Annotated in this window: 16 protein-coding genes; 9 read left to right on the forward strand and 7 right to left on the reverse strand. The window is 74.7% G+C overall.

Annotated features, from left to right (window positions below; translation table 11 throughout):
* A partial coding sequence (locus ACFVXK_RS31225; protein WP_389618208.1) for a response regulator occupies nt 1–316 on the reverse strand: 316 nt, incomplete at its 3' end.
* Nucleotides 317–410: 94 nt separating this feature from the next.
* Here ACFVXK_RS31225 and ACFVXK_RS31230 point away from each other — a divergent pair.
* A complete protein-coding gene (locus ACFVXK_RS31230) occupies nt 411–797 on the forward strand; it encodes a VOC family protein (protein WP_389618211.1) in 387 nt (128 codons plus the stop codon).
* Between the two features lie 10 nt (nt 798–807).
* Here the strand turns inward: ACFVXK_RS31230 and ACFVXK_RS31235 are convergent, their stop codons facing one another.
* The gene (locus ACFVXK_RS31235) at nt 808–1,989 is read right to left on the reverse strand and encodes a winged helix DNA-binding domain-containing protein (protein ID WP_389618214.1); all 1,182 of its coding nucleotides are present in this window, start codon (nt 1,987–1,989) and stop codon (nt 808–810) included.
* A gap of 229 nt (nt 1,990–2,218) precedes the next feature.
* On the opposite strand from ACFVXK_RS31235, the gene ACFVXK_RS31240 reads away from it, so the two are divergent.
* The gene (locus ACFVXK_RS31240) at nt 2,219–3,301 is read left to right on the forward strand and encodes a PP2C family protein-serine/threonine phosphatase (protein ID WP_389618217.1); all 1,083 of its coding nucleotides are present in this window, start codon (nt 2,219–2,221) and stop codon (nt 3,299–3,301) included.
* On the opposite strand, the gene ACFVXK_RS31245 is transcribed toward ACFVXK_RS31240, so the two are convergent.
* The gene (locus tag ACFVXK_RS31245) at nt 3,288–4,154 is read right to left on the reverse strand and encodes a helix-turn-helix transcriptional regulator (RefSeq protein WP_389618220.1); all 867 of its coding nucleotides are present in this window, start codon (nt 4,152–4,154) and stop codon (nt 3,288–3,290) included. The two genes, ACFVXK_RS31240 and ACFVXK_RS31245, sit on opposite strands and share 14 nt — an antisense overlap.
* A gap of 139 nt (nt 4,155–4,293) precedes the next feature.
* On the opposite strand from ACFVXK_RS31245, the gene ACFVXK_RS31250 reads away from it, so the two are divergent.
* The gene (locus ACFVXK_RS31250; protein WP_389618223.1) at nt 4,294–5,073 is read left to right on the forward strand and encodes an NAD(P)H-dependent oxidoreductase; all 780 of its coding nucleotides are present in this window, start codon (nt 4,294–4,296) and stop codon (nt 5,071–5,073) included.
* Between the two features lie 23 nt (nt 5,074–5,096).
* On the opposite strand, the gene ACFVXK_RS31255 is transcribed toward ACFVXK_RS31250, so the two are convergent.
* Nucleotides 5,097–6,110 carry a polysaccharide deacetylase family protein gene (locus ACFVXK_RS31255; protein ID WP_389618226.1) on the reverse strand — a complete coding sequence of 338 codons (1,014 nt, stop codon included), beginning with the start codon at nt 6,108–6,110 and terminating at the stop codon, nt 5,097–5,099.
* A 215-nt stretch (nt 6,111–6,325) separates the two neighbouring features.
* On the opposite strand from ACFVXK_RS31255, the gene ACFVXK_RS31260 reads away from it, so the two are divergent.
* Complete coding sequence (locus ACFVXK_RS31260) at nt 6,326–7,951, forward strand: putative glycoside hydrolase (RefSeq protein ID WP_389618229.1); 1,626 nt, start codon at nt 6,326–6,328, stop codon at nt 7,949–7,951.
* Nucleotides 7,952–8,027: 76 nt separating this feature from the next.
* Here the strand turns inward: ACFVXK_RS31260 and ACFVXK_RS31265 are convergent, their stop codons facing one another.
* Nucleotides 8,028–8,816, reverse strand: coding sequence for an SDR family NAD(P)-dependent oxidoreductase (locus ACFVXK_RS31265; RefSeq protein ID WP_389618232.1), 789 nt, complete (start codon nt 8,814–8,816; stop codon nt 8,028–8,030).
* A gap of 94 nt (nt 8,817–8,910) precedes the next feature.
* Between ACFVXK_RS31265 and ACFVXK_RS31270 the strand changes: the two genes are divergently transcribed.
* Nucleotides 8,911–9,507: a TetR/AcrR family transcriptional regulator gene (locus ACFVXK_RS31270; RefSeq protein WP_389618235.1), complete on the forward strand. Its 597-nt coding sequence runs from the start codon at nt 8,911–8,913 to the stop codon at nt 9,505–9,507.
* A 72-nt stretch (nt 9,508–9,579) separates the two neighbouring features.
* On the forward strand, nt 9,580–9,954 hold the full coding sequence (locus ACFVXK_RS31275; RefSeq protein WP_389618237.1) for a hypothetical protein: 375 nt from the start codon (nt 9,580–9,582) through the stop codon (nt 9,952–9,954).
* Here ACFVXK_RS31275 and ACFVXK_RS31280 read toward each other — a convergent pair whose 3' ends face one another.
* On the reverse strand, nt 9,955–10,830 hold the full coding sequence (locus tag ACFVXK_RS31280) for an EamA family transporter (protein WP_389618240.1): 876 nt from the start codon (nt 10,828–10,830) through the stop codon (nt 9,955–9,957).
* A 52-nt stretch (nt 10,831–10,882) separates the two neighbouring features.
* Here ACFVXK_RS31280 and ACFVXK_RS31285 point away from each other — a divergent pair, with 52 nt between their 5' ends.
* Nucleotides 10,883–11,731, forward strand: coding sequence for a MurR/RpiR family transcriptional regulator (locus ACFVXK_RS31285; RefSeq protein WP_389618243.1), 849 nt, complete (start codon nt 10,883–10,885; stop codon nt 11,729–11,731).
* Between the two features lie 36 nt (nt 11,732–11,767).
* Here the strand turns inward: ACFVXK_RS31285 and ACFVXK_RS31290 are convergent, their stop codons facing one another.
* Nucleotides 11,768–12,577 carry a peptidoglycan-binding protein gene (locus tag ACFVXK_RS31290; RefSeq protein WP_389618246.1) on the reverse strand — a complete coding sequence of 270 codons (810 nt, stop codon included), beginning with the start codon at nt 12,575–12,577 and terminating at the stop codon, nt 11,768–11,770.
* Nucleotides 12,578–12,862: 285 nt separating this feature from the next.
* On the opposite strand from ACFVXK_RS31290, the gene ACFVXK_RS31295 reads away from it, so the two are divergent.
* Nucleotides 12,863–13,120 (forward strand): DUF6400 family protein, encoded by a 258-nt coding sequence (locus tag ACFVXK_RS31295; RefSeq protein ID WP_389618249.1) that lies wholly within the window; start codon nt 12,863–12,865, stop codon nt 13,118–13,120.
* The gene (locus ACFVXK_RS31300; RefSeq protein ID WP_389618252.1) at nt 13,107–13,376 is read left to right on the forward strand and encodes a hypothetical protein; all 270 of its coding nucleotides are present in this window, start codon (nt 13,107–13,109) and stop codon (nt 13,374–13,376) included. The genes ACFVXK_RS31295 and ACFVXK_RS31300 overlap by 14 nt, the downstream gene beginning before the upstream one ends.
* Nucleotides 13,377–13,704: the final 328 nt, after the last annotated feature.

The raw sequence follows: 13,704 nt of genomic DNA on the forward strand, positions 1-13,704 counted from the left end.
AGGGTTTGACGAGGTAGTCGTCGGCTCCGGCCTGCAGGCCGGCCACCCGGTCGGCCAGCTCGTCCAGGGCCGACAGCATCAGCACGGGGGTCTCGTCGCCGCGCGCCCGCAGGCTCCGGCACACCTCGGTCCCCGTGAGCCCCGGCATGGACACGTCCAGGACGAGCACGTCGGGCGCCCGGGCGTCCACCTGCGCGAGTGCGGCGGGCCCGTCCTCGGCGAGGACCACGGTGAAACCGCTCAGCCGCAGCCCGCGTTCCAGCGACCGCCGGATGGCGGCGTCGTCGTCCGCCACCAGCACCACCGCCGCGTCCATGCCGCCTCCCGTCGCCGTCCCGGCTCGGACCGGGCACCGACCTTCTCACAGGAGTCCGCCCCCCTCGGACCCGGGTGTGCGGCACAGTGGGTGCATGGTTCACGTACTGGGTGGCAGGATCCTGTTGACTCCGACCGACCCCGAGCGCTCCCGCGCCTTCTACGGCACCACCCTCGGCCTCGCGGTGTACCGCGAGTTCGGGACCGGTCCCGAACGGGGCACGGTCTACTTCCTCGGCGGCGGGTTCCTGGAGGTCTCGGGCCGCGCCGACGCCCCGCCCGCGCCGGGGCTGCGGCTGTGGCTCCAGGTCGAGGACGTGGAGGCGGCCCACCGCGAGCTGCGGGAACGGGGCGCCGAAGTGCTGCGGCCACCCGTGCGCGAGCCCTGGGGGCTGATCGAGATGTGGATCGCGGACCCCGACGGCGTACGGATCGCCGTCGTGGAGGTACCGGCGGACCACCCCCTGCGCTTCCGTCCCTGACCGCCCGGGTTCACCCCCCGTCCGCGAGGCGCCGTTCCAGCGGGGTGCGGAAGCTGGGGCGGACGCGGGTGTCGCCGAAGAACGAGGCCAGCCGCTGCGCCTCGGCCGCGACCGCCCGCTCGGTCTCGCGGCCGGTGCGGACGCCCGGCAGGAGCCGGGTGACGATCTCGCCGTCCGGGCGCTGGGCCCAGCCGCCGACGATCCGGCCGTCCCACCACACGGTGGGCCCGACGTTGCCGTAGCGGTCGAACAGCTCGGGGACGTGGGCGGGGTCGAGGTACCAGTCGCGGTGCCGCCAGCCCATGGGGGTCGGGTCGAGCGCCGGCAGCAGGGCCGCGCCCGGCCGGGGGGCCGCCGGGGCCTCGACGTGCTCGGGCAGGGCGTGGCCCGGGCCGCAGTCCAGCTCCGCCTCGACGGCGGGGGTGCGGGCGAGGGCCTTGCGGGTGTCGGTCAGGGTCCAGCCGGTCCACCACCGCAGGTCCTCGGTGGTGACGGGCCCGAAGGCGCCGAGGTAGGCGGTGGCCAGGTCGGCCCGGGCCTGTTCGGCGGGAAGCTCGTCATGGGGCTCGGCGAGCGTCCAGCGGAACTGGGAGGAAGCCCAGGTGCCCAGCGGGCGGCCGCGGCGGATCCGGCCCTCGGCGGCCAGGACCGACAGGACGCGGCTGGTCAGGCGCGGTCTGGACTCGTACGGCTTGCCCGGCGCCATGACGATCTGCTCGCGCAGCCCGGGCACGGCCGCGGCGAGCTGGGCCGCGGAGGCCTCCCCGCGCCCGCCGAGGGCGGCGAGGACGGCCTCCTCGGTGGCCGCCAGCCAGCGCGCGTCGTGGCCGAGCTGCTCGCCCAGCACCTTGAGGAGGTTGCGGCGTTCCCGGGCCGCGACGGCGCGGGCGGTGGACGCGTCGACCACGGGCGCCAGCGCGCGCGGGACGACGAACATGGTCCGGCGCATGCACAGCATCCGCACCAGGGTGTGGTCGGTGTACAGGGCCCGCTCCACCTCGGCCGCCGACGGGGTCGCCAGGCGGGCGGTCAGGCTGAGGTGGACGGTGGCCGCGTCCGTGGCGTGCAGGGCGACCAGCGCGTCGGCGACCTGCTCGGGCGTCTCGGCCCGCAGCGCCGGGGTGAGCCGGTGGCGGGCGGTGAGCAGGCTCCGGCGGTGCTCGTCGGTGATCTTCGGTCGGGTCACGGTCATGTCGGGTGCCGGGCGGCGCGGGGGCCGCCGTGGGCCGTCCCTTCGGATCGGAGCGGACAGGACAGGTTCGGGCCCACGCTAGACCCGTATGCGGACACCCTCCGTCCTCGATGCGCGCGGACCATCCCGATCCATTCAGGGCGCTATGCCCGCATTGCATGGATATCCTGACAGGGTGATCGAGTCCGGACGGCCGCGGCTCCCCCGGCGCTCCGGTCGGGGGCGCCTCGTGCGGCTGTCACCGGTCGTCCTGACCGTCGTGATCGCGAGCCTGGCCTACGCCACCCCGCCGGAGCTGGCCTTCAGCCGGCTCCTCCCGGCAGCGCCCGCCCTGGCCGCCGCGATGTGGCCGGTCCTCCCGACCGTCCTGCTCGGGACGGTCTGCCTGCTGCTGATGATCGGCCTCAGCCTGGTCTTCCCCGACCTCGGGACGTGGTGGACGGCGGCCGGGATCATCGCCGTCACCGTGGCCGCCGCCTACGGCAGCCACCTGCGCCTCCAGCGGGAACGCACCCTCTTCCAGGTGCGGCTCGTGGCCGAAGCGGCCCAGCAGGTGGTGCTCAGCCCCCTGCCCCGCCGCCTGGGCGACGTGGAGATCGAATCGCTGTACCTCGCGGCCGCGGCGGAGGCCCGGATCGGCGGGGACTTCTACGAGGTGGTCGACACCCCGTACGGGGTCAGGCTGCTCATCGGCGACGTCCGCGGCAAGGGCCTGCCGGCCGTCGGAGCGGCCGCGGCGATCGTGAACGCCTTCCGGGAGGCGGCCTACGACGAGGCCGACCTGGTGGACGTCGCCCGCAGACTGGACGCCAGCAGCACCCGCTACAACGCCGCCTTCGCCCCCGACGGGTCGCTGGAGCGGTTCGCCACCGCCCTGCTCGCCGAGATCCCGCACGGGGGCGGCCGGATCGACATCCTCAACTGCGGACACCCGCCCCCACTGCTCCTGAACGGCGCCGGACTCCGCGTCCTCGAATCCGAGACCCCCTCACCCCTGCTGAGCCTCGCGGAGCTGCTCGGCGGCCAGTACCACGTGGACACCTTCGGCACCGGCCCGGGCGACCTGCTGCTCCTCTACACCGACGGCATCGCCGAAACCCGGGCCCGCGACGGCGAGTTCTTCCCGCTGGCCGCCTGGATGGGCGGCCAGCCCCCCACCCCGCCCCGCGAACTGCTCAGGGCCCTGCACCGCGACCTCCTCCACCACAGCAGGGGCGGCCTCGACGACGACATCGCCGCCCTCGCCGTACGCCTGGGCCGGCCCCCGGACGGCAGCGGCCGATCCGGTCCGGGGGCGGCTAGCGGTCGGTGACCGCCGGCGAGCGGTGCTGCGACGGGCCGGCCTCCGCCGGGCCCCCGCCGTCCGCGTCCAGGGCCGCGAGCAGCCGCAGCCCGTCCTCGGCGGGGCTGCCGGGGGCCGCCGAGAGCACCACGAGCTCCATGCCGGACCCGTCGGGCAGCGCGAAGTTCTCCTGGTGCAGCTCCATCGGCCCGACCAGCGGATGCCGGTACGCCTTGCGCCCGTGCGTACGGGCCCGCACGTCCGCACGGGCCCAGAGGCGGCGGAAGCGTTCGCTGCCCATGGCCAGATCGCCGATCAGCGAGGCCAGCCGCGGGTCGTCGGGGTGGGTGCCGGCGGCCAGGCGCAGGTGCCCGACGACGTCGCGGGTGCACGACTCCCAGTCCGCGTACAGACCGTGCTCGGCCTCCTCCAGGAAGAGGTGCCGGGCGATGTTCAGCGACGGCAGCGGCCGCCCGAACAGGAGCCCGGCCAGCCGGTTCCCGGCGAGCACGTCCAGCCGGTGGTCCATCACCAGCGCGGGCGCGCCCGTCACCAGCCCGAGCACGCGCAGCAGTTCCGGCCGGACCCGCCCGCCCGGCGCCTTCGCCCGCCGGCGGCGCTGCCGGGCGAGGCGGTACAGGTGCCCGCGCTCGGTCTCGTCCAGGCCGAGGACACGGGCGAGCGCGTCGAGGACCTGCTCGGAGGGCTGGGTCGCGCGGCCCTGCTCCAGGCGCACGTAGTAGTCCACGCTGACGCCCGACAGGTGCGCGACCTCCTCCCGGCGCAGCCCCTCGACCCGGCGGCGGCTGTCGGTGGGAATGCCGGCGGCCGCCGGGTCGACCCGGGCGCGCCGGGTCCGCAGGAAGCCCGCGAGATCGTCCATGCGCCCCAGTATCGCCGCGCCGCTGCCCGCGAGGGTGGCCCTGCCAGTACCAGGAAGCCCCGTCCTACGGAAGCGGAGCCCCTGAACGGCGGGCGGCGCGGCGGCCAGGATCGGGGACATCCGAACCGAAGGAGCCGTCATGAAGACGCTGATCGTCCACGCCCACCCCGAGCCCCGCTCGCTCAACGGCGCCCTGAAGGACCTCGCCGTGTCCACCCTGGAGGGCGCCGGCCACGAGGTCCGGGTGAGCGACCTGTACGCGATGGGCTGGAAGGCGGTCGTGGACGCCGGGGACTACGGAGACCACGCGTCGAGCCCGCTGAAGGTGGCCCTGGACTCCGGCCGGGCCTTCGACGCCGGGGAGCTCACCCCCGACGTCCGCGCCGAGCAGGAGAAGCTGCTCTGGGCCGACACGGTGATCTTCCAGTTCCCGCTGTGGTGGTACTCGATGCCCGCCATCCTCAAGGGCTGGGTGGACCGGGTGTTCACCTACCGCTTCGCCTACGGGGTCGGCGAGCACAGCGATTCCAAGTACGGGGAGCGGTTCGGCGAGGGCACCCTCGGGGGCCGCAGGGCCGTGCTGTCGGTGACCGCCGGCGGCCCGGAGCCGCACTACGCCGCCCGCGGCATCAACGGCCCCATCGACGACCTGCTGTTCCCGATCCACCACGGGATCCTCTACTACCCGGGCATCGAGGTGCTGCCGCCGTTCGTCCTCTACGGCACGGACCGGATGACCGACGAGGAGTACCCGGCCGTCGCCGAGGCCTGGGTGCAGCGCCTGCTCACCCTGGAGTCGACCGAGCCGATCGCCTTCCGGCGGCAGAACTTCGGCGACTACGAACTCCCCTCCCTGCACCTGAAGGAGGGACTGGAGCCCGCGGGACGCAGCGGCTTCGGACTGCACGTCCGCGGCTGAACGGCGCCCGCGCGGGGCGGGGTTCAGTACGGCCGGGCCCGCTGCGCGAAGGCGGGCGCGAGCTCGTTCAGGGCGGCGCGCGGGAAGGAGACGGTGGCCGGGTCGCCGTCCGAGACGTACCGGTCGCCGCCCGCGGCGAGCTTGTCCAGCCAGCGCGAGGAACCGAACTCGGCGTCCTCGTCCTTCGGGCCCGCCGAGCGGATCCGGGGGATGGCACCGGGGGTGAAGGACTTCGCGAACGGCGAGACCGACGGGTTGGCCCCCACGAGGTACACCCCGTCGTAGCGGTATCCCGTCCCCCGCACGGCGGTCCCGGCCGGCTCGGGCATGGCGCCGAAGGGCAGGGCGAGCGAGGTGACCGGGGTCCCGGGCAGGGCCTTCTCGATCGCCTGCTGGCCGGCCGAGATCGCCCGCTCGGCGCCCGCCCGGTCCAGGGAGCGCAGGTTCTCGTGCCGGTCGGTGTGGTTGGCGACCTCGTACCCGTGGTCCTTCAGCCAGGTCAGGGCCTTGGCGGGGCCCGTCGCCGAGAAGGCGTCCGCGTTGACGAAGAACGTCGCCACCGGCTTGAACGCCGGATGCCTCTTCGCCGTCTCCGCCAGGATGGCGACGGCGGTGTCCGGCGCCGGAGCGCCGTCCGCCCCGAGCCGCACCTGGCTGTTGGTCGAGTCGTCGAAGGTCAGGACCACCGGGTGCGCGCCGGCCGGGATGTCGATGCGGCCCGTCTGGAAGTCCCGTGCGGTCACCGGCACGTAGTCCTCCCGCGCGAGGCGCTCCAGCTCCGCCCTGAAGTCGGCCGGGGTGCGGTCGTAGACACTGGCCGGCTTCGCGGTGAGCTGGTGGTACATCAGCACCGGCACCCGGCCGAGTTCGTTGGCGCCGACCTCGGCCGGGCTCCTGGGGGCGGCGACGGGAGCGGCCGCCGCCGACGCGGCGGCCGGGGGCTGCCCGGCGGCCGGCGCGGACCCGGTCGAACAGCCGGTGGCGAGCAGGGCGGCGGCGCCGGCCAGGGCGCCGAGCGGGACGAGGGGGTGGCGCATCGGGAGCCTCTCCAGGCGAAGGTGTCGCGCCATACCTACCGGCCACAGGGGCCCGCATACCGCACTGTCCCCTGCATGGCGTAGCCGCCACGCCGGGCCCGTTCACGGCCGTTCGCGTGAAATGTCGGCGGAACGCGGCGGCCGGGGCGCGCAGCGGAAAGGAATGGAGGCAACATCCGGCCACCACCACGCCCCCCGGCACGAAGGACGTCACGATGTCCCGCACCCGCATACCCCGCTCCGGCCACTCCTCCCGCCTCCGCCGCCCGGCCCGCCGGCGTGCCCTCATAGCGACGACCGGGGCCCTCGCGCTGGCCGGGGCGGGCTTCGGGGCCTGGACCTTCCTCGCCCCCGGACCCGGCATCGAGGGCGTCAGCGACGGCGCCGTCCTCGGCGGCCGCGCGGCTGCGCAGGTCAGCGCCTACCTCGCCGCGGGCGCGCCCGGCGGCGGCAGTGGACTGCACGCCACCCTGGACGGCGCGCCCGTGGCCCTCACCCCCGAGGGAGCCCGGCTGAGACTCGCCCTCCCGCCCCTCAAGGAGGGCTCCCACACCCTGGTGGTGGACGGTGTCGGCAGCCTGCCCTTCGCCTCGCACCGCACGGTCGTGGGCTTCAGCGTGGACACCACCCCGCCCGAGCTGAAGGTGACCGACCCCCAGGTCAAGGACCCGGCCGCGCCCGTGGCCGTCACGGGCAGCGCCTCCACCGACGCCGAGGTCACCGTCAACGGCAAGAAGGTCCCCCTCGACAAGGCCGGGGCCTTCCGGGTCACGGTCCCCAAGGGCACCCCCCTCGTCACGGTCACCGCCGTGGACCGCGCGGGCAACACCACCTCCAAGAGCGTCTCCGCCCGCGGCCGCCGCCCCATGATCCGGGCCGCGCACATCACCGCCATCGGCTGGGGCGACGACTCGCTGCGCGGCGGCGTCCTGGCCCTGGTGCGCAGCGGCAAGCTCAACGCGGTCGAACTGGACGTCAAGGACGAGGACGGCGAGGTCGGGTACGCCTCGCAGGTTCCGCTGGCCCGCCGGATCGGCGCGGCCAAGGGCTACTACGACGCCCGCAAGGCGATCGACGAGCTCCACGCCGCCGGAGCCCAGGTCATCGGCCGCATCGTGGCCTTCCGCGACCCCAAGCTCGCCGCCGCCTCCTGGAAGGAGGGGAAGTCCGACCAGCTCGTGCTGACCCCGTCCGGCCAGCCCTACGACGGCGGCCACTACGGAGCCCTGTCCTTCACCAACTTCGCGAACCCCGTGGTCCGCAAGTACAACCAGGACCTGGCGGTCGAGGCGGCCGGGCTCGGCTTCGACGACATCCTCTACGACTACGTGCGCCGCCCGGACGGCCCGCTGACGCAGATGCGCTTCCCCGGCATCGGCGCCGCCACGCCCGAGCAGTCCATCACCTCGTTCGTCGCCGACACCCGCACCGCGCTGCGTCCCCAGGCCAAGTACCTGGGCGTCTCCGTCTTCGGGATCGCCGCGACCCGGCCCACCGAGATCGCCCAGGACATCGGGGCGCTGGTCAAGGTCACCGACTACATCGCACCGATGGTCTACCCGTCCCACTGGGCACCGGGGGAGTACGGCGTCGCACAGCCCGACACCTCCCCGTACGCGATCGTGCAGCGTTCGCTCGCCGACTTCGCCCGCCTGGCCAAGGGGACGCAGACCGAGATCGTCCCGTGGCTGCAGGACTTCTCGATGGGCAGCACCTACGGGCCGGCCGAGGTGGCCGCGCAGATCAAGGCCGCCGAGGCCAACAAGATGGAGTCCTTCATCCTCTGGAACGCGGGCGCCCGCTACCAGGGAGCCGCGCTCCAGCAGATCACCGCGCACTGACGGCCCCGACGACCCGGCGGGCCCCCGGCCGTCCGGGGGCCCGCCGGCGTGCGGGCAGGCCTTCGTCAGGCCTTCGTCAGGCCTTCAGGATCCGCCCCGACACGGCCAGGGTGACGCGCCGGGGCGTCAGGGCGGCGGCGACGGCGGAGACGCGGTTGGCGAGGCCCGCGACGATGCTGGGCGGCGTCGAGCTCCGCTCCAGCGCGCGCCGCGCGGCGGTCACCACCTGCTCGGGGGTGGCCATCCGGCCGACGGCCGCGTCCCGGCTGCCGACGACGTCGAAGAACTCGGTGCTGACCGGCCCCGGCGACACGGCGAGCACCCGCAGGGGGGAGTGGCGGGTCTCGTAGGCGACGGCCTCGGTGAAGCTCAGGACGAAGGCCTTGGTCGCGCCGTAGACGGCCATCGCCGGGGTCGGCTGGTACGCGGCCGCGCTCGCGACGGTGACCAGGGCGCCCCGGCCGTCGGCCGCGAGGTCGGGCAGGAAGGCCCGGGTGAGCTCGGCGACGGCCACGACGTTCAGCTGGATCATCTCGTTGATCTGCGCGGGGTCCTGCCGGGCGACGGGCCCGTGGCTGCCGAAGCCGGCGTTGTTCACCAGGGTCTGCACGGTGATCCCGCGGGAGTCGAGTTCCGCGCGCAGCGCCGCCGCGGCGCCGGGCAGGGCGAGGTCGGCGGCGATCACGTGGGCCGTGACGCCGTAGCGCTTCTCCAGCTGCGCCGCGAGCCCTTCGAGCCGGTCGAGGCGGCGGGCGACCAGGACGAGGTCCGCTCCGCGCTCGGCCCACTGGCGGGCGAACTCGACACCGAGGCCCGCGCTCGCCCCGGTGATCAGGGCCACGGTTCCCTGGTATGTCATAGGCATCGTCGGCTGCTCCGTTTCCACGTGTCGAATGGATTCGAATGTAGGCGGCGCCATCATTGTAGTCAATGACAACATCAGGAGAGGGGAGCCCGCCTTGACCGAGGGGCCCTACCACCACGGCAACCTCAGGGCCGCTCTGCTGGAGCGCGCGGAGACCGTTCTGGCCGAGTCGGGCGCGGACGGCCTGTCCCTGCGCGCCCTGGCCCGCGACCTCGGCGTGAGCCACGCCGCGCCGTCCCGCCACTTCCGCGACCGGCAGGCCCTGCTCGACGCCCTCGCCGTCAGCGGCTTCACCCGGCTGAACGAGCGCCTGCGGGGCGCCGCCGAGGAGCCCGGGCCCGTACCGGCGCGGCTGGCGGCCCTGGGCCGGGCGTACGTGGAGTTCGCCGTCGGCCACGCGCCCCTGCTGGACCTGATGTTCAGCGCCAAGCACGCCGAGGACTCCAGCGCCGAACTCAGGGAGCTGGGACACCGCAGCCTCGACACCACCGCCGAACTGATCGCCCGGGCCCAGGCCGAGGGCCTCGTCCGCCCGGGGGACCCGGCCCGCCTCGCCCAGGTCGCCTTCTCCACGGTGCACGGCCTGGCCACCCTGGCCGTGGGCTCCCTCCTCGACGACACCCCGCTGGCGGAGGCCACCGACCTGGCCCTGGACGTCCTGCTGACCGGACTCGGGGGCCACCGCCGGTAGTCCGCCCGTCGATAATGGCCTTGCCGCAGGTCACCGCCTGGGGCGGCGGGCGAGGAGAGGGGCGAGGCGACGATGACCCTGGAGGAAGGGCTGCGGGTGAGGCTGGCCGTGGACATCGGGCTGGCCGAGGCGGTCGCGCGGCCGGGCGACGCCGTCGTCGGGTTCCTGTCCCTGGCGGCGGGCACCGAGGGCACGGTGGAGCGGGTGGAGGGGCAGCGGCCGCCCGGCCACGCCGTCCTCGAGTACGAGCGGCTGAAGTCGCTGCTGGGCGACTACGGCCACACGATGCCCGCCGCGAGCAGGAAGCGGCTGGAAGAGGAGGTCGCGGCCCTGGAAGCCGAATGGACCGCCTTCCACGGCGCGGGGAGCCGGGTCACGGTCCGCGTCCGCTTCGACAACGGCTTCGTCCTCGACGGCGCGCACGAGGAGCTCCTCACCCCCGCCTGATCAGCCGGCGGCGAGCTGCAGCACCGCGATGCCCGCCAGGACGGTGAGGCTGGCGGTGATGCGCCGGTGGCCGAGCCGCTCACGGAACACCACCGCCCCGATCAGGGCGCCGAAGACGATGCTGGTCTCCCGCAGCGCGGCGATCGTGGACAGGTCGCCGCGCGATTGCGCCCAGACGACCAGCCCGTACGCCAGCAGCGAGAGCAGCCCGCCCGCCAGGCCGCGCCCGTACAGCGGTCGCAGCGTGGCGAACAGGGCGGGACCCCGGCGGGCCCGGGCGATCAGCGGGAGGACCAGTCCCTGGCACAGGAACAGCCAGGCGATGTAGCCGAAGACGCTGCCGGAGACGCGCACGCCGCTGCCGTCGACCAGGGTGTAGGAGGCGATCATCACGCCGGTGCCGAGGGCGGCGGCCAGGGCCGGCAGCTGGGCGCGCCCCGGCAGCCCGTCGGCGAGGGCGAGCGCGGCCAGGCCGCAGGAGATCACCGCGATCCCCAGGGCGCGGCCGAGGGGCAGGGAGTGGCCGAGGAGGGTGGTGGAGACCAGGGCCACCACCAGCGGTGAGGTGCCGCGGGCGGTGGGGTACATCTGGCCGAAGTCGCCCAGCTGGTAGGCGCGCAGGAGCAGCAGCTGGTAGGCGACCTGGAGGGCGGCGGAGGCCGCGATGTAGGGCCAGGCCGCCGGGTCGGGGAGCGGGGCGAAGCAGACCAGGACGGCCCCGCAGCCGGCGGAGGCGAGGCTGATGAGCGTGAAGCCCGCCAGTTTGTCGCGCAGGCCGTGGGCGAGGCCGTTCCAGACGGCGTGCAGCACCGCCGAGGCGAGGACGACGAGGGGCACGGCGGCCGAGCCCGTCAGGGACGGCAGGGGTACGGGCACGGTCGCTCTCCACCGGTCGGCGTGGAACACATTTCCTTGTTAGGTTAGCTCCATGGAAATCGATTCCACGGTGGGGGGTGGGCTCGCCGCCCACATCCGGGCCCACCTGTCCGAACTGCGCGACACCGAGGCGCGGGTGGCGCGGGTCGTGCTCGACCAGGGCCCGGAGCTGGTGCGCCTCAGCGTCAGCGACGTCGCGGCCCTGGCCGGCACCGCACCCTCCTCCGTCGTCCGCGCCTGCCAGCGGCTGGGCTTCCGCGGCTACCAGGAACTGAAGATCGCCGCGGCCCGCCAGGCACCCGCGCCGGAGCCCTCCCGGGAACGGGACCCGGCCGCCCGCGCGCTCGGTGACACGGTCCGCGCGGCCCGGGAGGCGCTGGACGGCGTGGCCGTGACCGTGACCCCCGAGCGGCTGCGCACCGCGGCCGGGCTGGTCGGGGCGGCCCCCCGGGTCCTGGTGGTCGGCGCGGGACTGTCCGGCGCGGTCGCGCTGGACACCGCGTACCGGCTGCGCGCACTCGGCTTCGCCGTCGACGCCCCGGCCGACCCGCTGACCGCCCAGCTGGTCGCCTCGCAGCTGCCGCCCGACGGGGTCTGCCTGGCCGTCAGCCACACGGGCGCCACGCGCAGCACGGTCGACGCCGCCCGCCGCGCCCGGCGGGCCGGGGCCAAGGTCGTCGCCCTCACCAGCTACGCCCGTTCGCCGCTGAGCGAGGTGGGCGACTGCACGCTGGTCGCGGGCGGCCAGGACCTGGTGTTCGGACTGGAGACCGTCGCCAGCCGGCTGGCCCACCTCACCGTGATCGACGCCCTCACGCTCACCCTGCTGGGCATGCGCGGGGCGCCGGCCGAGGAGGCGCTGCGGCTGTCGGCGGACGTCACGGTCGACCACTCGTACTGACCGTCCGCCCTGACCGCCCGTCGGATCCGCCCCGCGTCAGTCCTCGACGCGGGGCACCTGGAGCCTGGCCCAGGACGTGGAACCGGGGATGCCGTCGGCGTCGGCGCCGGTGTAGCCGAGCGTGCGCTGCCAGGCCCGGTAGGAGCGGACGTCGCCCGGCCCCCAGACGTCGGCGTCCGCCGAGCTCGCGTAGCGGTCGCAGCCGACGGCCACGAGCCGGTCGTGCAGGGCGGCGACGATCGGGCTGCGCCGGCCGGCGGTGAAGAACCCGGCACCGGGGAACGGCTCGAAGGCGCCCGCGGGCGGGGACCACCGCCAGCCCGTGACCGCGGCGCCGCCGCGCGGATCGCCGGGGTCCGCGGTGGGCGGGCACTGCCCGTCGGGGTAGCGGGGGGCGAAGTAGCCGGTGACGTAGCTGCTGCGGCGCGGATTGGAGTGCGACCAGACGCCGTTGCCCTGGCCGCGGTCGACGGATCCGGACCGGATGCTGTTGCCGCCCTTGGTGTACACGGTATCGGCGTCGAAGCCCGTGACGATCTCGGTGTGGGCGCCGTCGCCGAAGTCGACCCAGGCGCCGACGGAGGGGTAGTCGGACCACTGGCCGCGTGCCTTGGCCCACGCGGCGAAGGCGCTCACGTTGTCGACCTTCGGCACGATCGCGTCGAGGCCGGTGTCGTGGTACATGCACCAGTCGAAGATCACGCACCAGGCGACGCCGTTCTCGCCGAACTCCTCTCCCCAGCGTGTGTAGTTGTCCCAGCCGTCCCGGCTGTTCCAGCCTTCGTAGACCTGCTCGGGGACGCTCATGAGGTGGTCGGTGAGCTGCCTCCACTGGGGTGTGCTCATGGGGTTCCTCCAGGCGTGACGGTGCCGCGGACGGCGTCCCGGCTGCGGCGCGGCGCGGTATCCGGAGCCGTCGGTCCCCCTGAGGCTCCCCGGCATCCTGGCCCGCGATGCCGCCCTGAGCTGGCGAAACGATTCAGCGCGATGCGGCCCGGTCCGGCCGGCGGCGGCGTTGCGGAACGCCGCGCGCGAGCCCCGGCGGACGGCCGGGCCGAGGACCAGGGGGGCGGATGTGACTCCGCGCACCCTCCCTTGACCGGGAAGGAAGGGTTACCTAAGTTCGGCGTCATGTCCACGCACCACTCCACACCGCCCGCAGACACGGTCGACTTCTCCGTCGACCTCACCTCGCAGGAGATCCTCCGGCGCGCCCAGGTGATGGCCGCGCTCGGCCCCGACTGGGACCCGCTGGAGGTGCTCAGAGGGGAGGAGCAGGCGTACGACCTGCTCTACTCCGGCCTCGACGCGGAGCAGCAGCGCCTCTACGACGACCTGGTGGCGGCCGGGGTCCTGCCCGTGCGCGGGGGCGGCCATGCTGCCGCTTGACCCGCAGGCCGACATCGGCCGCCGGGCGTGGATCCCCTGCCCCGGCTGTGCGGACACCCGGGACTGCGAGCCGTGCGCGCAGCGCCGGACCTGCTCCCTGCACTGGCGCTACCTGCTCTCCAACAAGGGCAGCCTGCTCCACCTCCAGTGCCCCGGCTGCACCCATGTCTGGACGCACGAGACCGGCTTCGGCGCCACCCGCTCCCTGTGGAGCCGCGTGACCACCGGCCTGCCGCGGCTGTCGCGCGAGCCGTAGCCGCCCCGGGCTCGGAAAGCCGCGTTCGGGGCGGCGGTCTCCTTCGATTCGCCGGGTGGGAGTGGTCCGGGCCACGCACCCGAGGGGGTACGGGTGGACACGTGCGGTGACATCGGGGGCCCTGGGCGGTGAGGCGGCCCACAGGACCCACGTCACATCCGGCCCCGCCTAGTAGCCCCGCCGCACCCCCCGCCCCCGCCTCCCACCAGCGGGAACGCCCTCCCGCCCGGGGTGGGACCTTCCGCCCGGTCCCCGAGGGCGGTTAGTAGGAGGGGGGCGTTGCCAGGGCGTCGGGGGCCTGGCTAACTGGTGTTGTCGCCGAGGCGGC

It is taken from the genome of Streptomyces sp. NPDC058157, from assembly GCF_042884105.1.
In the GTDB taxonomy this organism is placed as follows: domain Bacteria; phylum Actinomycetota; class Actinomycetes; order Streptomycetales; family Streptomycetaceae; genus Streptomyces.